The organism is Streptomyces sp. NPDC054770 (genome assembly GCF_053611985.1).
In genome coordinates this window covers 1-21,375 of the sequence record NZ_JBSHBL010000084.1, presented here as the reverse complement: position 1 = coordinate 21,375, position 21,375 = coordinate 1, and the positions used below count along the sequence as shown (strand labels likewise).

Below are 21,375 nucleotides of genomic sequence, written 5' to 3'. Positions count from 1 at the left end.
GGTCCTAAAAACCCCTTTTGTGGCGAGGTGAGCCTCAATGTCCGCCCCCACCGCCAAGAAACCCACCGTCACCGAGCGGGAGGCCCGCCAGGTGGCGGAGGCCGCCCGGGAACAGGACTGGCGCAAACCCAGTTTCGCCAAGGAGCTGTTCCTCGGGCGCTTCCGGCTCGACCTCATCCACCCGCATCCGCTCCCGGCGGACGACGACGTACGGCGCGGCGAGGAGTTCCTGGCCCGGCTCCGCGAGTTCTGCGAGACGAAGATCGACTCGGCGCTCATCGAGCGCGAGGCGCGCATCCCGGACGAGGTGATCGCCGGCCTCAAGGAGCTCGGCGCCCTCGGCATGAAGATCGACACCAAGTACGGCGGCCTCGGCCTCACCCAGGTCTACTACAACCGGGCCCTCTCCCTGGTCGGCTCCGCGAACCCGGCGGTCGGCGCGCTGCTCTCCGCCCACCAGTCGATCGGCGTCCCGCAGCCGCTGAAGATCTTCGGCACCCAGGAGCAGAAGGACGCCTTCCTGCCGCGCTGCGCCCGCACCGACATCTCGGCGTTCCTGCTCACCGAGCCGGACGTCGGCTCGGACCCGGCACGCCTGGCCACCACCGCCGTACCGGACGGGGACGACTACGTCCTCGACGGGGTGAAGCTCTGGACCACCAACGGCGTGGTCGCCGACCTCCTGGTCGTCATGGCCCGCGTCCCGAAGACCGAGGACAGCAAGGGCGGTATCACGGCCTTCGTCGTCGAGGCGGACTCGCCGGGCATCACCGTCGAGAACCGCAACGCCTTCATGGGCCTGCGCGGCATCGAGAACGGCGTCACCCGCTTCCACCAGGTCCGGGTCCCGGCCGCCAACCGCATCGGCGCCGAGGGCGCGGGCCTGAAGATCGCCCTCACCACGCTCAACACCGGCCGGCTCTCGCTGCCCGCGATGTGCGTAGGCGCCGGCAAGTGGTGCCTGAAGATCGCCCGCGAGTGGTCGGCGGTCCGCGAGCAGTGGGGCAAGCCGGTCGCGCTGCACGAGGCGGTCGGCTCCAAGATCAGCTTCATCGCGGCGACCACCTTCGCCCTGGAGGCGGTCGTCGACCTTTCCTCCCAGATGGCCGACGAGAACCGCAACGACATCCGCATCGAGGCCGCCCTCGCCAAGCTCTACGGTTCCGAGATGGCCTGCCTGATGGCGGACGAGCTGGTCCAGATCCGCGGCGGCCGCGGCTTCGAGACGGCCGAGTCGCTGGCGGCCCGCGGCGAACGCGCCGTCCCCGCCGAGCAGCTCCTGCGCGACCTGCGCATCAACCGCATCTTCGAGGGTTCCACGGAGATCATGCACCTGCTGATCGCCCGCGAGGCCGTCGATGCCCACCTCTCGGTCGCCGGCGACCTCATCGACCCCGACAAGTCCCTCCAGGACAAGGCGAAGGCGGGCGCCAACGCGGGCGTCTTCTACGCCAAGTGGCTGCCGAAGCTGGTCGCGGGACCGGGCCAGCTGCCCACGTCGTACGGCGACTTCAAGCACGGCGTGGACCTCGCCCCGCACCTGCGCTACGTGGAGCGGCACGCCCGCAAGCTGGCCCGGTCCACCTTCTACGCCATGTCCCGCTGGCAGGGCCGGATGGAGACCAAGCAGGGCTTCCTGGGCCGGGTCGTGGACATCGGCGCCGAGCTGTTCGCGATGAGCGCGGCCTGCGTGCGCGCCGAACTGCTGCGCCGCCAGGGCGATCACGGCCGCGAGGCGTACCTGCTCGCCGACGCGTTCTGCCGGCAGGCCCGCATCCGTGTCGACGAGCTGTTCAACCGCCTCTGGTCGAACACCGACGACCTGGACCGCAAGGTCGTCAAGGGCGTGCTCGGCGGCTCCTTCGAATGGCTGGAACGGGGGATCGTCGACCCGTCGGGCGAGGGGCCGTGGATCGCCGACGCGGCGCCCGGACCGTCCCAGCGGGACAACGTGCGCCGCCCGTTCAAGTGAGGCCCTGCGCGTGAGGGCCCTCGCCCGAGGGCCCTCACGCGATACTGCTGAAGTAGCGATTCAGCAGTACTTGTCGCTCGGGTCCCGCGTCGTCCAGGAGCAGGAGTCGACCTTGGCGCCGCTCGCCTTGGTCAGCGTCGCCGTGTCGCTGGTGTTGTTCCACACGTAGGCGCGACGGTTCTGGTACTTGTCCGACGCGGTGTCCGTGCCCCGGCCGGTGTGCACCTTCATCGTCTTGTGGGCGCCGATCTTGATGTTCTCGAAGACGTACCGGTGGTTGGAGACGTCCTTCAGGACCCAGCCCTTGAGCGAGACCGCCGAGCCGCCGGTGTTCTTGATCTGCACCCACTCGGCGTTGAGGCTGGCGTTGGAGCGGTTGTCGCCGCCCGGGCTGTCGAACCACACGTGGTAGATGGTCACGCCGCCGGCCGCCTGGGCCGGGGTGCTGAACACGGTGCCGGTGAGCAGCGCGGCGCCCGCGAGCGCGGGCAGGGCGGCGCGTATGTGCGCAGTGCGCATGGAGAGATCCCCCCAGATGTCTTCCGGTCGGGCCGGTCATCCCCGCCGGCCCGACAGAAGTGTTATCACACGATCTTCACCTGAACCTCACAAAGGGAATTCCGCTTCATAGGGCGCCAAGAACTGATAAGCCACCCGTGGGGGCACCCGCGGGAGGGACGCGCTGTCCTCCCGGCCGCCGGATGCGGCCACAATGGGGGGATGACCGACAGTCCCGCCAGTCCGGCACCCCTCGCCGACCCGCACCTCGTGTACGACCCGCTCGCGGGCGACGGCCCGAAGGACGTGGTGATCCTCGGCTCCACCGGATCGATCGGCACCCAGGCCATCGACCTCGTCCTGCGCAACCCCGACCGCTTCCGGGTCACCGCCCTGTCCGCCCACGGCGGCCGGGTCGCCCTCCTCGCCGAGCAGGCGCACCGGCTGCGGGTGCGGACCGTCGCGGTCGCCCGCGAGGACGTCGTACCGGCCCTGCGCGAGGCGCTCACGGCGCACTACGGCGCCGGTGAGCCGCTCCCCGAGATCCTCGCCGGACCCGACGCGGCCACCCAGGTCGCCGCTTCCGACTGCCACACCGTCCTCAACGGCATCACCGGCTCCATCGGCCTCGCGCCCACTCTGGCCGCCCTGGAGGCGGGCCGCACCCTCGCGCTCGCCAACAAGGAGTCGCTGATCGTCGGCGGCCCGCTGGTCAAGGCGCTGGCCAAGCCCGGCCAGATCATCCCGGTCGACTCCGAGCACGCGGCGCTCTTCCAGTCGCTGGCGGCGGGGACCCGGGCCGACGTCCGCAAACTGGTCGTCACCGCGTCCGGCGGGCCCTTCCGCGGCCGTACCAAGGCCGACCTGGCGCACGTCACCGTCGAGGACGCGCTCGCCCACCCCACCTGGGCGATGGGGCCGGTCATCACGATCAACTCCGCGACCCTGGTCAACAAGGGGCTGGAAGTCATCGAGGCGCACCTCCTCTACGACATTCCCTTCGACCGCATTGAGGTGGTCGTGCACCCGCAGTCGTATGTCCACTCGATGGTCGAGTTCACCGACGGATCCACGATCGCGCAGGCGACGCCTCCCGACATGCGGGGGCCGATCGCCATCGGTCTCGGCTGGCCCGAACGGGTCCCGGACGCGGCGCCCGCCTTCGACTGGAGCAAGGCCTCCACCTGGGAGTTCTTCCCGCTGGACAACGAGGCCTTCCCGTCCGTGAACCTGGCCCGGCACGTCGGTGAGCTCGCGGGCACCGCGCCGGCGGTGTTCAATGCGGCCAACGAGGAGTGCGTCGAGGCCTTCCGGGCCGGTCTGCTGCCGTTCAACGGCATCATGGAGACCGTGACCCGGGTGGTCGAGGAACACGGCACCCCTCGTACGGGAACTTCGCTCACCGTGCCGGACGTACTCGAAGCGGAGACCTGGGCACGGGTCCGGGCCCGGGAACTGACAGCGCAGAAGGCGACCGCGGAGGCGCGTGCATGACAGCCCTGATGATGATCCTCGGCATAGTCGTCTTCGTGATCGGCCTGCTGGTGTCGATCGCCTGGCACGAGCTGGGGCATCTCTCCACCGCCAAGCTCTTCGGCATCCGCGTCCCGCAGTACATGGTCGGCTTCGGCCCGACCATCTGGTCGCGGCACAAGGGCGACACGGAGTACGGCATCAAGGCCGTCCCGCTGGGCGGCTACATCCGCATGATCGGCATGTTCCCGCCGGGCGCCGACGGCCGGGTCACCGCCCGCTCCACCTCGCCCTGGCGCAGCATGATCGAGGACGCCCGCTCGGCCGCCTTCGAGGAGCTCCAGCCCGGCGACGAGAGCCGCCTCTTCTACACCCGCGCCCCCTGGAAGCGCGTGATCGTGATGTTCGCGGGCCCCTTCATGAACCTGATCCTGGCGGTGGCGCTGTTCCTCACCGTCCTGATGGGCTTCGGCATCAGCCAGCAGACCACCACGGTCAGCTCGGTCTCCCAGTGCGTGATCGCGCAGAGCGAGAACCGCGACACCTGCAAGAAGACCGACGCGGACTCCCCGGCCGCCGCCGCGGGCCTCAAGGCGGGCGACAAGATCCTCTCCTTCGAGGGGGTGCAGACGACCAGCTGGAACCAGCTCTCCGACCTGATCCGGTCCGCCCCCGGCAAGGAGGTCGCGATCGTCGTCGACCGCAAGGGCCAGGACGTCACCCTGCACGCGAAGATCGCCACCAACCAGGTCGCCAAGAAGGACTCCAGCGGCCAGATCGTCGAGGGACAGTACGTCTCCGCCGGCTTCCTCGGCTTCAGCGCCGCCACCGGCATCGTCCGCCAGGACTTCGGTGAATCGGTGACCTGGATGGGCGACCGCGTCGGCGAGGCCGTCGACTCGATCGTCAGCCTGCCCGGCAAGATCCCGGCCCTGTGGGACGCGGCCTTCGACGGCGCCCCCCGCCAGCCGGACTCCCCGATGGGCGTGGTCGGCGCGGCACGCGTCGGCGGCGAGATCTTCACCCTGGACATCCCGCCCACCGAGCAGCTGGCCATGGCCCTGATGCTGGTGGCCGGCTTCAACCTCTCCCTGTTCCTCTTCAACATGCTCCCGCTGCTCCCGCTGGACGGCGGGCACATCGCGGGCGCCCTGTGGGAGTCGCTGCGCCGGAACCTGGCCAAGGTGCTGCGCCGCCCGGACCCCGGCCCGTTCGACGTGGCGAAGCTGATGCCGGTGGCCTATGTGGTGGCGGGGATCTTCGTCTGCTTCACGGTCCTCGTCCTGATCGCCGACGTGGTTAACCCGGTGAAAATCTCCTAGCCATACGACGTTCGAAGCGGCCCGGAACACTGTGTTCCGGGCCGCTTCCATTGAGTGGGTTTACAGGTGGGGGATGTGCTCGGTCCGGTGCCGGTGCCGTAATCTCGAAGCCTGGAACCCGCTCACGACGGGACCTGGACCTAGATCCACGACTTGGGGTTGCACAGCAGATGACTGCGATTTCTCTCGGCATGCCGTCCGTTCCGACCAAGCTCGCCGAGCGCCGGAAGAGCCGGCAGATCCAGGTCGGCTCCGTGGCGGTCGGCGGGGACGCCCCGGTCTCGGTCCAGTCGATGACCACGACCCGTACGTCCGACATCGGCGCGACCCTCCAGCAGATCGCCGAGCTCACCGCGTCCGGCTGCCAGATCGTGCGGGTGGCCTGCCCCACCCAGGACGACGCCGACGCGCTGGCCACCATCGCGAGGAAGTCGCAGATCCCGGTCATCGCGGACATCCACTTCCAGCCGAAGTACGTCTTCGCCGCGATCGAGGCCGGCTGCGCCGCGGTCCGCGTCAACCCCGGCAACATCAAGCAGTTCGACGACAAGGTCAAGGAGATCGCGGCGGCCGCCAAGGACCACGGCACCCCGATCCGCATCGGCGTCAACGCCGGCTCCCTGGACCGCCGGCTGCTCCAGAAGTACGGCAAGGCGACCCCCGAGGCCCTGGTCGAGTCCGCCCTGTGGGAGGCGTCCCTCTTCGAGGAGCACGACTTCCGGGAGATCAAGATCTCGGTCAAGCACAACGACCCGGTCGTGATGATCGAGGCGTACCGGCAGCTGGCCGCCCAGTGCGACTACCCCCTCCACCTCGGCGTGACGGAGGCCGGCCCGGCCTTCCAGGGCACCATCAAGTCGGCGGTCGCCTTCGGGGCGTTGCTGTCGCAGGGCATCGGTGACACCATCCGCGTCTCGCTCTCCGCGCCTCCGGTCGAGGAGGTCAAGGTCGGCAACCAGATCCTGGAGTCCCTGAACCTCAAGCAGCGCGGCCTGGAGATCGTCTCCTGCCCGTCCTGCGGGCGCGCCCAGGTCGACGTCTACAAGCTCGCCGAAGAGGTCACCGCCGGGCTCACCGGCATGGAGGTCCCGCTCCGCGTCGCCGTCATGGGCTGCGTCGTCAACGGCCCCGGCGAGGCCCGCGAGGCCGACCTCGGCGTCGCATCCGGCAACGGCAAGGGCCAGATCTTCGTCAAGGGCGAGGTCATCAAGACGGTCCCCGAGTCCAAGATCGTCGAGACCCTCATCGAGGAGGCCATGAAGCTGGCCGAACAGATGGAGGCGGAGGGCACGGAGTCGGGGGAGCCGTCGGTGTCGGTGGCGGGCTGAGGCCGTCTTCGGGCGACGGCGGTTTTCCTCGCCCCCGCCGCCCCTGCCCGTCCCGTCCTGAAGGAGCTCCGCCCCTTCGACCCCGCCAGGGGCTCCGCCCCTGGACCCCGCTCCTCAAACGCCGGAGGGGCTGAAATACTCAGCCCGTCCGGCGTTTGAGGACGAGGCCGGAGGCCGGAGCGGGGGTCCGGGGCGGCAGCCCCCAGGGACGGAAGGCCAGCCGGCGGCCACTTCACAGTGCACGGGGCGGCACGGCCAAGCTTCCGCAGGTACAGTGCGGAGATCAGCAGAACCCCTCAGTGTGAGGCCCCGCACGTGTTGACGCAGACCACCTCACGGGTGCTCGAACCGAGTGACCTGGACGCCGCGCTCGCCGTACTCGACCGCGAGCCGGTCACGAACGCCTTCGTGACCTCCCGCGTCCAGGTGGCCGGCCTCGACCCCTGGCGCCTCGGCGGCGAGATGTGGGGCTGGTACGAGGACGGCATGCTCACGTCCCTCTGCTACGCCGGCGCCAACCTCGTCCCGATCTGCGCCACCCCGCGTGCCGTCCGCGCCTTCGCCGACCGCGCCCGCCGGGCCGGCCGCCGCTGCTCCTCGATCGTCGGCCCCGCCGAGGCCACCGCCCAGCTGTGGCGCCTCCTGGAACCGCACTGGGGCCCGGCCCGCGAGGTTCGCGCCCAGCAGCCCCTCATGGTCACCGACCGCATGCCCGCCGACATCGCCCCGGATCCGTACGTCCGCCGCATCCGCAAGGACGAGATGGAGACGATCATGCCGGCGTGCGTCGCGATGTTCACGGAGGAGGTGGGCGTCTCCCCGATGGCCGGCGACGGCGGCCTCCTCTACCAGGCGAGGGTCGCCGAACTCGTCGGCTCCGGCCGCTCGTTCGCCCGGCTCGACGACAACGGCAAGGTCGCCTTCAAGGCGGAGATCGGCGCGGCGACGGCCGAGGCCTGCCAGATCCAGGGCGTGTGGGTGGCCCCCGAATACCGGGGCATGGGCCTGGCGGCCCCCGGCATGGCAGCGGTCCTGCGCTACGCACTGGCCGACGTGGCCCCGGTGGTGAGCCTCTACGTCAACGACTTCAACACCGCGGCGAGAAAGACGTATCTGAGGGTGGGCTTCCAGGAGGTCGGCGCGTTCATGAGCGTCCTTTTCTAGCCGACGCCAGGGGAAACGCGCCCCAAAGGGGCGCGGGGAACTGCGCGACCAGCCCCGATGGAGCCGCACCCGGACGACTGCGCTCCGCCCCCTGTACCCTCCCCACATGACCCTCGTGATCGGCCTCCTGGACCTCCCCACCCACGTGGACGAGGCCCTGGCAGTCCAAGCGATCGCCTTCGGCCTGGGCCCCGACGAGGTAGCCGTCCGCCGCCAGATCGTCCTCCGCCACATGCAGTACCCCGGGGCAAGGGCCTTCGGCGCCACGGCCGAAGGCCGGCTCGTCGGATTCGTCTACGGCATGCCCAACTCCCGCACGCACTGGTGGTCCACGGTCGTGGAGCCCTACCTCCGCTCCCAGGGCAACGCCGACTGGCTCGACGACTCCTTCGTGATCACCGAACTGCACGTGCACCCCCACCACCAGAACCGCGGCATCGGCCGCCGCCTGATCACCCTCATCACCGACGGCGCCGCCGAGCCCCGCTCGATCCTCTCCGCGATCGACACCGACAGCCCGGCCCGCGGCCTCTACCACTCCCTCGGCTACGTCGACCTGGCCCGCCGGGTGCATTTCCCCAGCGCCCCGAAGCCGTACGCCGTGATGGGCGCGCCCCTGCCGCTCCGCCGTAAGTGACGCGTGGCCGCTAACCGATTTCCACCGGCACAGCGAGCCCGGCTAACCTCCTAGCCATCAACCTTTTCCGGCAGGAGTACGAGAACCATGGCGAACGCACCGGTCCAACGCATGTCCCAGTTGATGGCGAAGACGCTGCGTGACGACCCGGCGGACGCCGAGGTCCTCAGCCACAAGCTCCTCGTCCGCGCCGGCTACGTCCGCCGTACGGCGGCCGGCATCTGGTCCTGGCTGCCGCTGGGCCTGAAGGTGCTGTCCAACATCGAGCGGGTCGTCCGCGAGGAGATGGACGCGATCGGCGCCCAGGAGGTGCTGCTCCCGGCCCTCCTGCCCCGGGAGCCGTACGAGGCCACCGGCCGCTGGGACGAGTACGGCCAGGAGCTGTTCCGCCTCCAGGACCGCAAGGGCGGCGACTACCTCCTCGGCCCCACCCACGAGGAGATCTTCACCCTGCTGGTGAAGGACCAGGCGTCCTCCTACAAGGACCTGCCGGTCATCCTCTACCAGATCCAGAACAAGTACCGGGACGAGGCCCGCCCGCGGGCCGGCATCCTGCGCGGCCGCGAGTTCCTGATGAAGGACTCCTACTCCTTCGACCTGGACGACGACGGCCTCGCCAGGTCGTACGCCCTGCACCGCGCGGCGTACCAGCGGATCTTCGAGCGCCTCGGCCTCGACTACCGCATCGTCGCCGCCACCGCCGGTGCCATGGGCGGCTCGAAGTCGGAGGAGTTCCTGGCCCCGGCCGAGGCGGGCGAGGACACCTTCGCCGACTGCCCGAACTGCGACTTCGCGGCCAACACCGAGGCGATCACGTACGAGCTGAAGTCGGTGGACGCCTCCGGCGTGCCCGCCCTCGAGGAGATCCCGACCCCGGACACCCCGACCATCGAGACCCTCGCCGCCCACCTCGGCGTCCCGGCCTCCGCCACCCTGAAGAACCTCCTGGTGAAGGTCGACGGCGAGATCGTGGCCGTGGGCGTACCGGGCGACCGTGAGGTCGACATGGGCAAGGTCGAGGAGCACTTCGCCCCGGCCGCCGTCGAAATGGTCACCGAGTCCGACTTCGCCGGCCGTCCCGACCTGGTCCGCGGCTATGTCGGCCCGCAGGGCCTCGGCGAGAAGGTGAAGTACATCGCCGACCCGCGGGTGGCGGCGGGTACCGCCTGGATCACGGGTGCCAACAAGGCGGGCACGCACGCCAAGAACGTCGTGGCGGACCGTGACTTCACCGTCGACGAGTACGTCGATGTCGTCGTCGTGCTGGAGGGCGATCCCTGCCCGAAGTGCGGCACCGGCCTCAAGCTGGACCGTGCCATCGAGATCGGCCACATCTTCCAGCTGGGCCAGAAGTACACCAATGCGCTCAAGCTCGACGTCCTCGGCCAGAACGGCAAGCCGGTCCGCGTGACGATGGGCTCCTACGGCATCGGTGTCTCCCGCGCCGTCGCCGCCCTCGCCGAGCAGACCGCCGACGAGAAGGGGCTGGTCTGGTCCCGCGAGGTCGCCCCGGCCGACGTGCACGTGGTCGCCGCGGGCAAGGCCCTGCAGACCGAACTGGCCCTGGACGTCTCCGAGAAGCTGCGGGCGGCCGGGCTGCGCGTCCTGGTCGACGACCGGGCCGGGGTCTCCCCGGGCGTGAAGTTCACGGACGCCGAGCTGATCGGCGTACCGCAGATCCTGATCGCGGGCCGCCGCTCCGGCGAGGGTGTCCTGGAGCTCAAGGACCGCAGGACGGGCGAGCGCGAGGAGCTGACGGTGGACGAGGCGATCGCCCGCCTGACCGCCAACTGAGCCTCAACTCCCGCCGCGGCGGCCCCTGGTGACACACCGGGGGCCGCCGCGGTTTTTCAGGAACGTCTCAGACAGTTCTTCCGCTCCGTATGGGAGCCTCACAGACTTCTCTCAGGCCGATACCCGAACGTAATGCGTGACAGAGAGTCACGTGGGAGGGGATCGGTCATGACCGAGAGAGTGCAAGGCAGCGAGCAGGGGGAGCGGGGCGCGGCCGCGGCGGTTCGCCGGGGAGCCCGGCGCACGGCGGCGTTGGCGGCGGCGGTCACGCTCGCCGCGGCGGCCGGGGTGTTCGCCCTGGTCGGCACGATGCAGTCGGACGCCGAGACGACGGCGAGCAGCGGCACCGGCACGACGTCGAGCTCCAGCTCCGACTCACGTTCCGGCACGGAGAGTTCCTCACCCTCCACCTCGACCGACTCGTCGTCGTCCTCGTCGTCCTCGTCGTCGACCGACTCGTCCTCGTCGTCCTCGGACCTCCAGTCCTCCTCCGACGGCCTCACCTCCGGCAGCGGCTCCACCGACTCCACCTCGGGGGCGTCATGACCACCAGGTCCGCCCCGCGGCCGACGGCCGCCGCCGAGTGGCGTGCGCTCGGCACCACCGTCCGCCTGGTCGTCACCGATCCGGCCCTGCTGGACTCCTGCAACCTGCTCCTCGTCCGGCAGCTCGCCGAGGTCGACGCGGCGTGCAGCAGGTTCCGCACCGACTCCGAACTGGCCGCCCTCGACACCAGCCACGGCCGCCCGGTCCGGGTCAGCCCGCTGCTCGCCGAGGCCCTCGCCGTCGCCCTGCGCGCGGCCGAGGCGACGGACGGCGCGGTGGACCCCACGGTCGGCTCGGCGATGGACGCGATCGGCTACGACCGCGACTTCACCCTGGTCCGCGAGGACGACCGCCCGGTCTCCCTGCGGGTGCGCCGCGCCCCGGGCTGGCGCAAGGTCGCCCTGGACCCGGCGACCGGCAGGGTCACCGTCCCCGAGGGCGTCCGCCTGGACCTGGGCGCCACCGCCAAGGCCTGGGCCGCCGACCGGGCCGCGAAGATGCTGGCCGACGCGGCCGGCTGCGGAGTGCTGGTGAGCCTCGGCGGCGACACCGCCGTCGCCGGCGGGCCCCCGGCGGGCGGCTGGCAGATCCGCGTCCAGGACATCACCGGACCGGTGGACGAGACGCCCGCGCAGGGGTCGTACGACACCGTCGGCCTGCGTTCGGGCGGCCTCGCCACCTCCGGCACCGGCGCCCGCCGCTGGCGGCGCGGCGGCTACGACCTCCACCACATCGTCGACCCGCGCACCGGACTGCCGGTCCGCTCCCCGTGGCGCACGGTCTCGGTGGCCGCGGCCACCTGCGCCGACGCCAACGCCGCCAGCACGGCCGCCCTGGTCAAGGGCGCGGGCGCGGAACGCTGGCTGACCCGCCGGGGCCTGCCCGCCCGCCTGGTCGCACACAACGGCACCGTCGTCACCACGCCCGGCTGGCCCGCACCCCGCACGGCGCTGGAGGCCGCCGCATGACCTCCGAGACCCTCTGGTACGCCAACCGTGCCACCGGCGCCGTCTGCCTGGTCCTCTTCACGGTCGTCGTCCTCCTCGGCATCGCCGTCCGCCTGCGCACCCGCCTCCCCGGCCTTCCGCGCTTCGGCACCATGAGCCTGCACCGCACGCTCTCCCTCTCCGCGACCGCCTTCCTGGCCCTGCACATCACCACCGCGGTCGTCGACGGCTATGTGGACATCAGTCCGCTGGACGCCCTCGTCCCCTTCGCCTCCGCCTACCAGCCGCTCTGGCTCGGCCTCGGCACGGTCGCCTTCGACCTGATGCTCGCGGTCCTGGTCACCAGCCTCCTGAGGGACCGCCTCGGCCACCGCACCTGGCGGACCGTGCACTGGCTGGCGTACGCCTCCTGGCCCGTCGCCCTGGTCCACGGCATCGGTATCGGCACGGACGCCGGCACCGACTGGATGACCTGGCTGACCGTGGCCTGCGTGGCGACGGTGATCACGGCCTTCGCCCTGCGCACCGCGCAAGCCGTCCGAGCCTCCCGCCAGACCCCCGCCGCACTGCTGCACACCGAAGGGGCCCTTCGATGACCACGCTCTTCACCGACGTCTACATGTCCCCGCGCCTGCTGGCCCCCGGCGGCACCCCGGCCGACCTCACCACGCACGAACAGCGCTACGGCCCGCTCGGGTACGGCGATCCGGCGGCCGTCCTGCGCACCCTGGCCGAATCCGGCCTGACCGGACGCGGCGGGGCGGGCTTCCCCGCGTACCGGAAGTTCGCCGCGGTCGCCGACGCGGCCCGCCGTACCGAGCGCGCGCCGATCGTCGTCGCGAACGGCGCGGAGAGCGAGCCGGCCAGCCACAAGGACCGGACCCTGCTCCGGCTCTCGCCCCATCTGGTCCTGGACGGGCTCCAGTTGGCGGCCGAGGCGATCGGCGCGGCGGAGGCGTACCTCGCCGTCGAGGACGGCGCCTCCTACCTGGAGTCGGCCCTCGTCCAGCGCCGCGACCCGGTGCGCGTGCAGGTCGTACGGCTGCCCGCCCGCTTCCTCTCAGGCCAGGCCTCGGCCCTCGTCCAGTACCTCTCCGGCGGTCCCGCCCGCCCCACCCACCCGGTCCCGCCGGTCCGCGAACGCGGGGTGCGCCGTGCCCCGACCCTGGTACAGAACGTCGAAACCCTGGCCCATCTGGCCCTGATCGCCCGGTACGGCGCCGACTGGTTCCGCTCGGCGGGCACCCCCGCCGAACCCGGCAGCACCCTCTGCACCCTGCACGTGTCCGGCCGCGAAGTCCGGGTCGTGGAAGCCCCGTTCGGCATGCCCGTCGGACGGCTCCTCCCGCTGGAGGGCGCGTCCGCGGTCCTGGTCGGCGGCTACCACGGCACCTGGATCCCGGCCGCGGAGGCCGCCCAGGTCCCGCTCTCCTCGGCCTACCTGGGCGCGGGCGTCCTCGCCGCCCTCCCCGCCGACCGCTGCGGCCCGACCGAGACCGCCCGCGTCCTGCGCCACCTCGCCCTGGAATCCGCCGGCCAGTGCGGCCCCTGCCGGAACGGCCTGCCCCGGATCGCCGCCGCCTTCCAGACCCTGGCCACGCCCGGCCCCCAGGGCACCGCCCGCACCGACATCTCCCGCTGGGCGGGCCTGGTGGAGGGCCGTGGCGCCTGCCACCACCCCGATGGCACGGTCCGCCTGGTCCGCAGCGCGCTCACCACGTTCGCGACCGAACTCGACGCCCACGCCCACGGCCACTGCACAGCGACCGACCACACCCCGCTGCTCCCCGTACCGGCGGAAAGGACCTGACATGGACCAGCACATCACCATCGACTGGACGTCCTGCCAGGCCCACGGCCTGTGCGCGGAACTCCTCCCGGAGCACATCACCCTCGACGAATGGGGCTACCCACTGCTCGACGGCCGTCCCGTCCCACCCCGCACCCGCAAACGAGCCCGCAGAGCGGCCGCCGACTGCCCGGTCCTCGCTTTGAAACTGAGGCAGGAGTGAGCGCCCGTTAGGGGCGCGGGGCTGTGTCGATACGCGGCTCCGCCGCGGGGGCGCGACCAGCCCCCACGCATCCGCACTCGAAAACGTCAAACCCACCCGGCGAATTCAAGCAACAGCTCCGCATCCTTAGGCCGCCCCACGCGAAGCGCCCGCACACCCGACTCCACCGCCCGGAACAACGTCCACCCCCGCAACCGCTCCTGGTCGACCTCCAAGGACTCCGCAAGCCGCTTGATCCGCCGCCGAGTGATGTTCGCCCCCGACGGCGACGCGATCAGATCCTCCACCCGGTCCCGCACCAACCGCGCCAGATCGAACGCACACTCCCCGACCACCGGATCCGGCCCCACCGCCAGCCACGGCATCCGCTCCCCGGCCAGCACCTTGCTCTGCCGGAACGTCCCGTGCAGCAGCAGCCGCTCTGGCGGCGCGGCCAGCAACTCCTCCCGGGCCGCGACCGCCGCCGCCACCAACGGCGCCAACTCGGCGTCGCCGGCCGCCCAGGCCATCGCCGCGGCCTGCCGGCCCGTCCGCTCGGCCACGGTCTCGAAGGCGTGCTCCTGCGGCGGCCGCACCCAGAGCCGCCGAAGCGTCCCCGCCGCCTCCAGCAGCGCCTTCGCCTCGGGCAGCGACCGCACCGACACCTCCGGGTGCAGCCGCTCAAGGAGCAGCACCCCCGCGGCCCCGTCGGCCTCCAGCACCTGCACCGCTCCGAGCCCACCCCAGTGCGCCAGCGCAACCGCCTCGCTCTTTGGCCGAGCCCTCCGCGGCGCCAGCTTCAGCACGGCAGGGGTGTCGTCCGCCCGCCGCACCAGCAGCACCACACTGCTGCGCCCGCCCGGCACCTGCACCCGCTCCACGGTCAACTCGCGTAGCGCGACGGCCTGTTCCACCGCTTCCGGCAGCCTGTCCAGCCACTCGTCACCGTCCGGCGCCGTCTCACCGAGCGCCCTCACCAGGCGCCGCGGCGGTTCGAAAGCCATACGCGAGTCGTTCCTTTCCAGCTCTAGGGAGTCGCCGAAACCGAAGTCGAAACCGAAACCGAAACCGATACCGAAGGCGAAGCCGAGGGCGAGACCGACCCACCGGCCGCGGCCCCGGCACCCGTCCCGGCACTCGCCCGCTCGGCGAGCCCAGGGAAGGCTACGCTCTCCCCGCTCCAGCGCACCGCCCGCACCGCGGCCTCCCGCAGCGCCCCGGCCGCCGAGCCGCGCCGCTCGCCGGAGGATGCCCGGACCAGGTCGGAGTACACGTCGGCGATCCGCTGCTCCAGCACGGCGGCGAGCCGTACGGCCGTCGCCGGGTCCGTGACGGCGAACGGCAGCGCGTACGCCGCGCTCGCGGCGACGGGCGCACCGCCCAGGTCCCGTACCTCGCGGACCAGCGCGTCCCGGCCGGCCCGGTGCGCGTCGTACGCCGAGCGTGCCTCGGCCAGCCGCTGTCCGTCGATCCGGCCGCCGACGACACCGTAGCCGTACACCGCCGCGTGCTCGGCCGCCAGCGCGGCCTGGAGCGCCTTGAGCAGGCCTGCCTTCGCCTCGTCGCTCACCGGTCGCCCTTCGTCAGCAGGTAGGCGTGGCCGGCTCCGGCCGCGGCCACCCCGGCCAGCAGCCGTGCCAGTTCGCCCGGCACGTCCAGCAGCGCCTTGGCCCGTCGGTCGGCCAGGCTCCGCTCGGCCGCGGCCAGTGAGGCGAGCGCGGACTTCTCGTCGGCGGGCACGGTCGGCGAGGCCGCCGGGGACACCGTGGCCGACGGCGAACCGCTCGCCGTGGGCGAGGCGGTGCCCTCCTCGAAGGCCGCCGCATGCGCCGCCACCTCCGCCCGCAGCGGCCGCAACCGCTCCGCGAGCCCCGGATGGACGGCGAGGACGGCGTCGTACTGCCGCAGCAGCTCCCGGCTGTCCCGTGCCGCACGCGCGCGTGCCCGCGCGGACACCGACGTACTCCCACCACTTCCGGCGGAGTCCGAATCAGTGGAGCAGCCCACCAGCACGGCAGCCGAGGCCACCGAAACGATCAGGCTCCTTCTTCGCATCAGCGAGGGGAACGACACGACAGACGTCCTCAAGAGGGCTCGTACGAACACACGGGCGGACATGCACTCCGCCGTGATCACGTTACCCGCGTGCCCCTCGAACTCATGTCACCGGCTCGACAGCCAACCCAAGGGGCGCGAGGAACTGCGCGACCAGCCACAAACCACCCGCACCCGCCCGCACACCACAGCCCCCACCCCCATAGGCGAACGGCCCCCCCGCCGGAGGCACCCGCACGCAACACCCCCCGCGACCCGATACCCTTTGACCAGACGCGCGACCCATCCCACAACAGCACACGCGGCCGAGGAGTCACCCGGATGAGCACCACCCAGAGCGAGAGGCTGCGAGAGCTCCTGGAACCGCTCGTCACCTCCCAGGGACTGGATCTGGAAGAGATCGCGGTGGACGCCGTCGGACGCAAGCGCGTGCTGCGCGTCGTCGTCGACTCCGACACCGGGGCGGACCTGGACCAGATCGCCGATGTGAGCCGTGAGCTCTCGGCGAAGCTCGACGAGGCGGACGCGATGGGCGAGGGGGAGTACACCCTGGAGGTCGGCACCCCCGGTGCGGAGCGCCAGCTCACCGAGCACCGGCACTACCTGCGCGCCGTGGACCGCCTGGTGCGGTTCCAGCTGGCCGAGGGCGGGGAACTGGTCGCCAGGATCCTGGACGTCGACGACGAGGGCCTCGATCTGGAAGTGCCCGGTGTCAAGGGGCGCAAGGCGACCGGCCGCAGACTCGGCTTCGCCGGGATCGACAAGGCGCGCGTGCAGGTCGAGTTCAACCGCAAGGACAAGAAGGACATGACGGAAGAAGAGGAGGCGTAGCCGTGGACATCGACATGAGCGCCCTGCGGGGCTTGGTTCGGGAGAAGGAGATCTCCTTCGACCTGCTGGTCGAGGCGATCGAGTCGGCCCTCCTCATCGCCTACCACCGCACCGAGGGAAGCCGCCGCCACGCGCGCGTGGTGCTCGACCGGAACACCGGGCACGTGACCGTGTGGGCGAAGGAGGACCCCGAGGACCTGGAGGAGGGGCAGGAGGCGCGCGAGTTCGACGACACCCCGTCGGACTTCGGGCGGATCGCCGCCACCACCGCCAAGCAGGTGATCCTGCAACGGCTGCGCGACGCCGAGGACGACGCCACGCTCGGCGAGTACGCCGGCCGTGAGGGCGACATCGTCACCGGAGTGGTCCAGCAGGGCCGTGACCCGAAGAACGTGCTCGTCGACATCGGCAAGCTGGAGGCCATCCTGCCGGTGCAGGAGCAGGTTCCCGGCGAGACCTATCCGCACGGGATGCGGCTGCGGTCGTACGTCGTACGGGTGGCCAAGGGTGTCCGCGGTCCCTCCGTCACGCTCTCCCGCACGCATCCGAACCTCGTGAAGAAGCTCTTCGCGCTCGAGGTGCCGGAGATCGCCGACGGGTCCGTGGAGATCGCCGCCATCGCCCGCGAGGCCGGTCACCGTACGAAGATCGCGGTCCGTTCCACCCGTTCGGGCCTGAACGCCAAGGGCGCCTGCATCGGCCCCATGGGCGGCCGGGTCCGCAACGTGATGGGCGAGCTGAACGGCGAGAAGATCGACATCGTCGACTGGTCGGACGACCCGGCCGAGATGGTGGCGAACGCGCTGTCCCCGGCCCGTGTCTCCAAGGTCGAGGTCGTGGACCTGGCGTCCCGGTCCGCCCGGGTGACCGTGCCGGACTACCAGCTGTCGCTGGCGATCGGCAAAGAGGGACAGAACGCCCGGCTCGCCGCCCGGCTCACCGGCTGGCGCATCGACATCCGCCCGGATACCGAACAGGTGTCCGAGTAGAGCACCCGGCGGACGCTGCCGACCCCGTCCGGGGTTCACTCGGACGGGGGGAATAGTTCCAAGCCGCAGGTCGCTTGGATTACGACAACAGCCGTTCGATCTTTGCCCCGAAGGGGTGAGGTCGGTGCGGGGAGGTAGACTTAGCAGTGTCTGGCCGGACGCGAGCCCGCGCATGCCCTGAGCGCACCTGTGTGGGGTGCAGGCAGCGAGCGGCCAAGACCGAACTGCTGCGGATCGTGGCGGTCGAGGACGAATGCGTCCCCGATCCTCGCGGTACGCTGCCCGGCCGGGGTGCATATGTACACCCCGCCCAGGTCTGTCTGGACCAGGCGGTACGCCGCCGGGCACTTCCGAGGGCGCTCCGCGTCCCGGGTCCGCTCGACGTAAAGGCGTTGCGCCGGTACGTCGAGCAGTAACACCGTAAGAAGCGTCGTACGGAACATCCGTGCGGCTCTGGTACCCCGCGAGTTGGAAGTAGGTCGAGATTGCGATGAGCACTCGATGAGCACGCGATGAGTACGCCCATGAAGTAGCGACGGTCCGGACACACCCGGACCTAAAAGGAGCGAAGTGGCTAAGGTCCGGGTATACGAACTCGCCAAGGAGTTCGGGGTTGAGAGCAAGGTCGTCATGGCCAAGCTCCAAGAACTCGGTGAATTCGTCCGTTCGGCGTCCTCGACGATCGAGGCGCCCGTTGTACGCAAGCTGACCGACGCCTTCCAGGGCGGCGGCAAGTCCGCCCCCCGCAAGGCGGCCCCCAGGCCCGCCGCGCCCTCTCCGGCGCAGGCGGCTCGTCCCGCTGCCCCGAAGCCGGCCCCGCGCCCGGCCTCCCCGCAGCCCCCGGCCCCGGCCGCGCCCTCGGCGCCGGCTCCGGCGCCGGTCACCCCCGCGCCGGCCGCCTCCGGCCCGCGTCCGGGTCCCGTCCCGGGTCCCAAGCCCGCCCCGCGCCCGGCCCCGGCCGCGCCCGAGTTCACGGCTCCGCCGGCGCCTCCGGCCGCCGCGGCGCCGAGCCCGGCCGCCGCGCCGCAGGGTCAGCGTCCGCAGGGTGGCGGTCCCCGTCCCGGTCAGGGCGCTCCGCGTCCCGGCGGTCGTCCCGCCCCCGGTCAGGGTCAGGCCCGTCCGGGTCAGGGCGGCGGTCAGCGTCCCGGTGAGCGCGCCCCCCGTCCGGGCGGTGCCCGTCCGGCCGGTCCGCGTCCGGGCAACAACCCCTTCACGTCCGGTGGCTCCACCGGCATGGCCCGCCCGCAGGCCCCGCGCCCGCAGGGCGGTCCGCGCCCGGGTGGCCCCGGTGCCCCCGGCGCCGGTCCGCGTCCGCAGGCGCCCGGCGCCCAGGGCGGCGGTCCGCGTCCGCAGGCTCCCGGCGGTTCCCGTCCGAGCCCGTCCGGCATGCCCCGTCCGCAGGGCGGTCCGCGTCCCGGCGGCGGTTCCGCGGGTCCGCGTCCGAACCCCGGCATGATGCCGCAGCGTCCTGCTGCCGGCCCGCGTCCCGGCCCCGGTGGCGGCGGTCGCGGTCCCGGCGGTGCGGGTCGTCCCGGCGGTGCCGGTCGTCCCGGTGGTGGCGGCGGCGGCTTCGCCGGTCGTCCCGGCGGCGGTGGCGGCGGTGCCCGTCCCGGTGGCGGCGGCGGCTTCGCCGGTCGTCCCGGTGGCGGTGGCCCCGGCGGCGGTGGCGGCGGCTTCGGCGGCGGCCCCGGCGGTGGCGGCGGCGGTCGTCCCGGCTTCGGCGGTCGTCCGGGCGGTCCCGGCGGCCGTGGTGGCACGCAGGGCGCCTTCGGCCGTCCCGGCGGTCCGGCGCGTCGCGGTCGCAAGTCGAAGCGGCAGCGTCGCCAGGAGTACGAGGCCATGCAGGCCCCGAGCGTCGGCGGCGTGATGCTGCCGCGCGGCAACGGCGAGACCATCCGTCTCTCCCGCGGCGCGTCGCTCACCGACTTCGCGGAGAAGATCAACGCCAACCCGGCGTCCCTCGTCGCGGTCATGATGAACCTCGGCGAGATGGTCACTGCCACGCAGTCCGTCTCCGACGAGACCCTCCAGCTCCTCGCCGGCGAGATGAACTACCAGGTTCAGATCGTCAGCCCGGAGGAGGAGGACCGCGAGCTGCTCGAGTCCTTCGACATCGAGTTCGGCGAGGACGAGGGCGACGAGGAGGACCTGGTGGTCCGTCCGCCGGTCGTCACCGTCATGGGTCACGTCGACCACGGTAAGACCCGACTGCTCGACGCCATCCGCAAGACGAACGTCATCGCGGGCGAGGCCGGCGGCATCACCCAGCACATCGGTGCCTACCAGGTCGCGACCGAGGTCAACGACGAAGAGCGCAAGATCACCTTCATCGACACCCCGGGTCACGAGGCGTTCACCGCCATGCGTGCCCGTGGTGCGAAGTCGACCGACATCGCGATCCTGGTCGTCGCGGCCAACGACGGCGTCATGCCGCAGACGGTCGAGGCGCTCAACCACGCCAAGGCGGCCGACGTCCCGATCGTCGTCGCGGTCAACAAGATCGACGTCGAGGGTGCCGACCCGACCAAGGTGCGCGGTCAGCTGACCGAGTACGGCCTGGTGGCCGAGGAGTACGGCGGCGACACCATGTTCGTCGACATCTCCGCCAAGCAGGGTCTGTACATCGACGACCTGCTCGAAGCGGTCGTCCTGACCGCGGACGCCTCGCTCGACCTGCGGGCCAACCCGCACCAGGACGCGCAGGGCATCTCGATCGAGTCCCGCCTCGACCGCGGCCGCGGTGCCGTGGCGACGGTCCTCGTCCAGCGAGGCACGCTGCGGGTCGGCGACACGATGGTCGTGGGCGACGCCTACGGTCGCGTCCGCGCCATGCTCGACGACAACGGCAACAACGTCGCCGAGGCCGGCCCCTCCACGCCGGTCCAGGTCCTGGGTCTGACCAACGTCCCGGGCGCCGGCGACAACTTCCTGGTGGTCGAAGAGGACCGTACGGCCCGACAGATCGCCGAGAAGCGTGCCGCCCGTGAGCGCAACGCGGCCTTCGCGAAGCGCACGCGCCGCGTGTCCCTGGAGGACCTGGACAAGGTGCTCAAGGCCGGCGAGGTCCAGCAGCTGAACCTGATCATCAAGGGTGACGCTTCTGGTTCCGTCGAGGCCCTGGAGTCCTCCCTGCTCCAGCTGGACGTCGGCGAAGAGGTCGACATCCGCGTCCTGCACCGCGGCGTCGGTGCGGTCACGGAGTCCGACATCGACCTGGCGATGGGCTCCGACGCCATCGTGATCGGCTTCAACGTCCGCGCGGCCGGCCGCGCGGCGCAGATGGCCGAGCGCGAGGGTGTGGACGTCCGGTACTACTCGGTCATCTACCAGGCGATCGAGGAGATCGAGGCGGCCCTGAAGGGCATGCTGAAGCCGGAGTTCGAGGAGGTCGAGCTCGGTACGGCGGAGATCCGCGAGGTCTTCAAGTCGTCCAAGCTGGGCAACATCGCCGGTGTCCTCATCCGCTCGGGCGAGGTCAAGCGCAACACCAAGGCGCGCCTCATCCGCGACGGCAAGGTCATCGCGGAGAGCCTCAACATCGAGGGCCTGCGCCGCTTCAAGGACGACGTCACCGAGATCCGCGAAGGCTTCGAGGGCGGTATCAACCTCGGAAACTTCAACGACATCAAGATCGACGACGTCATCGCGACGTACGAGATGCGCGAGAAGCCGCGGGTGTAAGGCCTACGGTTGGTAGCCGGCCGACGGGACTTCGGTACCGTCGGCCGGTACTTTTCCCACCGGGATGCGCCCACCACGCGGCTCCGCCCCGGCCCCCGGGCCTTCGCCCGCCCACCACCCGACTCGGTCGTTCGAGAAGGCTTCGAC

Annotated in this window: 20 protein-coding genes; 16 read left to right on the top strand and 4 right to left on the bottom strand. The window is 71.5% G+C overall.

Features of this window, described 5'->3' with window-relative positions:
* Nucleotides 1–37: 37 nt before the first annotated feature.
* On the top strand, nucleotides 38–1,972 hold the full coding sequence (locus ACWGKQ_RS43205) for an acyl-CoA dehydrogenase family protein (RefSeq protein ID WP_453297535.1): 1,935 nt from the start codon (nucleotides 38–40) through the stop codon (nucleotides 1,970–1,972).
* A gap of 60 nt (nucleotides 1,973–2,032) precedes the next feature.
* On the opposite strand, the gene ACWGKQ_RS43200 is transcribed toward ACWGKQ_RS43205, so the two are convergent.
* A complete protein-coding gene (locus tag ACWGKQ_RS43200; RefSeq protein WP_453297534.1) occupies nucleotides 2,033–2,491 on the bottom strand; it encodes a lamin tail domain-containing protein in 459 nt (152 codons plus the stop codon).
* A gap of 201 nt (nucleotides 2,492–2,692) precedes the next feature.
* On the opposite strand from ACWGKQ_RS43200, the gene dxr reads away from it, so the two are divergent.
* The 11 genes from dxr (at nucleotide 2,693) to ACWGKQ_RS43145 (ending at nucleotide 13,693) form a co-directional block, all read left to right on the top strand.
* A complete protein-coding gene (gene dxr / locus ACWGKQ_RS43195; protein WP_453297533.1) occupies nucleotides 2,693–3,964 on the top strand; it encodes a 1-deoxy-D-xylulose-5-phosphate reductoisomerase in 1,272 nt (423 codons plus the stop codon).
* Nucleotides 3,961–5,265: a M50 family metallopeptidase gene (locus ACWGKQ_RS43190; protein WP_453297532.1), complete on the top strand. Its 1,305-nt coding sequence runs from the start codon at nucleotides 3,961–3,963 to the stop codon at nucleotides 5,263–5,265. The genes dxr and ACWGKQ_RS43190 overlap by 4 nt, the downstream gene beginning before the upstream one ends.
* A 170-nt stretch (nucleotides 5,266–5,435) precedes the next feature.
* Nucleotides 5,436–6,593, top strand: coding sequence for a flavodoxin-dependent (E)-4-hydroxy-3-methylbut-2-enyl-diphosphate synthase (gene ispG / locus ACWGKQ_RS43185; RefSeq protein ID WP_453297531.1), 1,158 nt, complete (start codon nucleotides 5,436–5,438; stop codon nucleotides 6,591–6,593).
* 315 nt (nucleotides 6,594–6,908) lie between these two features.
* Entirely contained in the window at nucleotides 6,909–7,757 is an 849-nt protein-coding gene (locus ACWGKQ_RS43180) for a GNAT family N-acetyltransferase (protein ID WP_453297530.1), read from the top strand.
* A 106-nt stretch (nucleotides 7,758–7,863) separates the two neighbouring features.
* The gene (locus ACWGKQ_RS43175; protein ID WP_453297529.1) at nucleotides 7,864–8,394 is read left to right on the top strand and encodes a GNAT family N-acetyltransferase; all 531 of its coding nucleotides are present in this window, start codon (nucleotides 7,864–7,866) and stop codon (nucleotides 8,392–8,394) included.
* A gap of 87 nt (nucleotides 8,395–8,481) precedes the next feature.
* Nucleotides 8,482–10,188 carry a proline--tRNA ligase gene (locus tag ACWGKQ_RS43170; protein ID WP_453297528.1) on the top strand — a complete coding sequence of 569 codons (1,707 nt, stop codon included), beginning with the start codon at nucleotides 8,482–8,484 and terminating at the stop codon, nucleotides 10,186–10,188.
* Between the two features lie 168 nt (nucleotides 10,189–10,356).
* A complete protein-coding gene (locus ACWGKQ_RS43165) occupies nucleotides 10,357–10,734 on the top strand; it encodes a hypothetical protein (protein ID WP_453297527.1) in 378 nt (125 codons plus the stop codon).
* A complete protein-coding gene (locus ACWGKQ_RS43160) occupies nucleotides 10,731–11,702 on the top strand; it encodes an FAD:protein FMN transferase (protein ID WP_453297526.1) in 972 nt (323 codons plus the stop codon). Before ACWGKQ_RS43165 ends, ACWGKQ_RS43160 begins: the two co-directional genes overlap by 4 nt.
* Nucleotides 11,699–12,277 (top strand): ferric reductase-like transmembrane domain-containing protein, encoded by a 579-nt coding sequence (locus tag ACWGKQ_RS43155; protein ID WP_453297525.1) that lies wholly within the window; start codon nucleotides 11,699–11,701, stop codon nucleotides 12,275–12,277. Before ACWGKQ_RS43160 ends, ACWGKQ_RS43155 begins: the two co-directional genes overlap by 4 nt.
* Nucleotides 12,274–13,491: an NADH-ubiquinone oxidoreductase-F iron-sulfur binding region domain-containing protein gene (locus ACWGKQ_RS43150; RefSeq protein ID WP_453297524.1), complete on the top strand. Its 1,218-nt coding sequence runs from the start codon at nucleotides 12,274–12,276 to the stop codon at nucleotides 13,489–13,491. Before ACWGKQ_RS43155 ends, ACWGKQ_RS43150 begins: the two co-directional genes overlap by 4 nt.
* Before the next feature lies 1 nt (nucleotide 13,492).
* A complete protein-coding gene (locus tag ACWGKQ_RS43145) occupies nucleotides 13,493–13,693 on the top strand; it encodes a ferredoxin (RefSeq protein ID WP_453297523.1) in 201 nt (66 codons plus the stop codon).
* 86 nt (nucleotides 13,694–13,779) lie between these two features.
* Here the strand turns inward: ACWGKQ_RS43145 and ACWGKQ_RS43140 are convergent, their stop codons facing one another.
* The 3 genes from ACWGKQ_RS43140 to ACWGKQ_RS43130 are packed head-to-tail and all read right to left on the bottom strand — an operon-like array spanning nucleotide 13,780 to nucleotide 15,727.
* The gene (locus ACWGKQ_RS43140; protein ID WP_453297522.1) at nucleotides 13,780–14,676 is read right to left on the bottom strand and encodes an aminoglycoside phosphotransferase family protein; all 897 of its coding nucleotides are present in this window, start codon (nucleotides 14,674–14,676) and stop codon (nucleotides 13,780–13,782) included.
* A 23-nt stretch (nucleotides 14,677–14,699) separates the two neighbouring features.
* Entirely contained in the window at nucleotides 14,700–15,242 is a 543-nt protein-coding gene (locus ACWGKQ_RS43135; protein WP_453297521.1) for a ferritin-like domain-containing protein, read from the bottom strand.
* A complete protein-coding gene (locus ACWGKQ_RS43130) occupies nucleotides 15,239–15,727 on the bottom strand; it encodes a hypothetical protein (RefSeq protein WP_453297547.1) in 489 nt (162 codons plus the stop codon). The genes ACWGKQ_RS43135 and ACWGKQ_RS43130 overlap by 4 nt, the downstream gene beginning before the upstream one ends.
* Nucleotides 15,728–16,048: 321 nt before the next feature.
* Here ACWGKQ_RS43130 and rimP point away from each other — a divergent pair, with 321 nt between their 5' ends.
* The 4 genes from rimP to infB all read left to right on the top strand — a co-directional run bounded on the left by rimP (nucleotide 16,049) and on the right by infB (nucleotide 21,228).
* Nucleotides 16,049–16,558, top strand: coding sequence for a ribosome maturation factor RimP (gene rimP, locus ACWGKQ_RS43125; protein WP_453297520.1), 510 nt, complete (start codon nucleotides 16,049–16,051; stop codon nucleotides 16,556–16,558).
* Nucleotides 16,559–16,560: 2 nt separating this feature from the next.
* Complete coding sequence (gene nusA, locus ACWGKQ_RS43120; protein ID WP_453297519.1) at nucleotides 16,561–17,547, top strand: transcription termination factor NusA; 987 nt, start codon at nucleotides 16,561–16,563, stop codon at nucleotides 17,545–17,547.
* Between the two features lie 146 nt (nucleotides 17,548–17,693).
* Nucleotides 17,694–17,963 (top strand): YlxR family protein, encoded by a 270-nt coding sequence (locus ACWGKQ_RS43115; protein WP_350792162.1) that lies wholly within the window; start codon nucleotides 17,694–17,696, stop codon nucleotides 17,961–17,963.
* A gap of 154 nt (nucleotides 17,964–18,117) precedes the next feature.
* Nucleotides 18,118–21,228, top strand: coding sequence for a translation initiation factor IF-2 (gene infB / locus ACWGKQ_RS43110; RefSeq protein WP_453297518.1), 3,111 nt, complete (start codon nucleotides 18,118–18,120; stop codon nucleotides 21,226–21,228).
* Nucleotides 21,229–21,375: the final 147 nt, after the last annotated feature.

Excerpts from the sequence above, each read along its gene's own strand:
- ACWGKQ_RS43205 (WP_453297535.1), top strand. The coding sequence starts at position 38 with ATGTCCGCCCCCACCGCCAAGAAACCCACCGTCACCGAGCGGGAGGCC.
- ACWGKQ_RS43155 (WP_453297525.1), top strand. The coding sequence starts at position 11,699 with ATGACCTCCGAGACCCTCTGGTACGCCAACCGTGCCACCGGCGCCGTC.
- ACWGKQ_RS43165 (WP_453297527.1), top strand. The coding sequence starts at position 10,357 with ATGACCGAGAGAGTGCAAGGCAGCGAGCAGGGGGAGCGGGGCGCGGCC.
- ACWGKQ_RS43170 (WP_453297528.1), top strand. The coding sequence starts at position 8,482 with ATGGCGAACGCACCGGTCCAACGCATGTCCCAGTTGATGGCGAAGACG.
- ACWGKQ_RS43190 (WP_453297532.1), top strand. The coding sequence starts at position 3,961 with ATGACAGCCCTGATGATGATCCTCGGCATAGTCGTCTTCGTGATCGGC.
- ACWGKQ_RS43140 (WP_453297522.1), bottom strand. The coding sequence starts at position 14,676 with ATGGCTTTCGAACCGCCGCGGCGCCTGGTGAGGGCGCTCGGTGAGACG.
- ACWGKQ_RS43130 (WP_453297547.1), bottom strand. The coding sequence starts at position 15,727 with ATGCGAAGAAGGAGCCTGATCGTTTCGGTGGCCTCGGCTGCCGTGCTG.
- ACWGKQ_RS43150 (WP_453297524.1), top strand. The coding sequence starts at position 12,274 with ATGACCACGCTCTTCACCGACGTCTACATGTCCCCGCGCCTGCTGGCC.
- ACWGKQ_RS43200 (WP_453297534.1), bottom strand. The coding sequence starts at position 2,491 with ATGCGCACTGCGCACATACGCGCCGCCCTGCCCGCGCTCGCGGGCGCC.
- ACWGKQ_RS43175 (WP_453297529.1), top strand. The coding sequence starts at position 7,864 with ATGACCCTCGTGATCGGCCTCCTGGACCTCCCCACCCACGTGGACGAG.
- ACWGKQ_RS43145 (WP_453297523.1), top strand. The coding sequence starts at position 13,493 with ATGGACCAGCACATCACCATCGACTGGACGTCCTGCCAGGCCCACGGC.
- rimP (WP_453297520.1), top strand. The coding sequence starts at position 16,049 with ATGAGCACCACCCAGAGCGAGAGGCTGCGAGAGCTCCTGGAACCGCTC.
- ispG (WP_453297531.1), top strand. The coding sequence starts at position 5,436 with ATGACTGCGATTTCTCTCGGCATGCCGTCCGTTCCGACCAAGCTCGCC.
- ACWGKQ_RS43160 (WP_453297526.1), top strand. The coding sequence starts at position 10,731 with ATGACCACCAGGTCCGCCCCGCGGCCGACGGCCGCCGCCGAGTGGCGT.
- dxr (WP_453297533.1), top strand. The coding sequence starts at position 2,693 with ATGACCGACAGTCCCGCCAGTCCGGCACCCCTCGCCGACCCGCACCTC.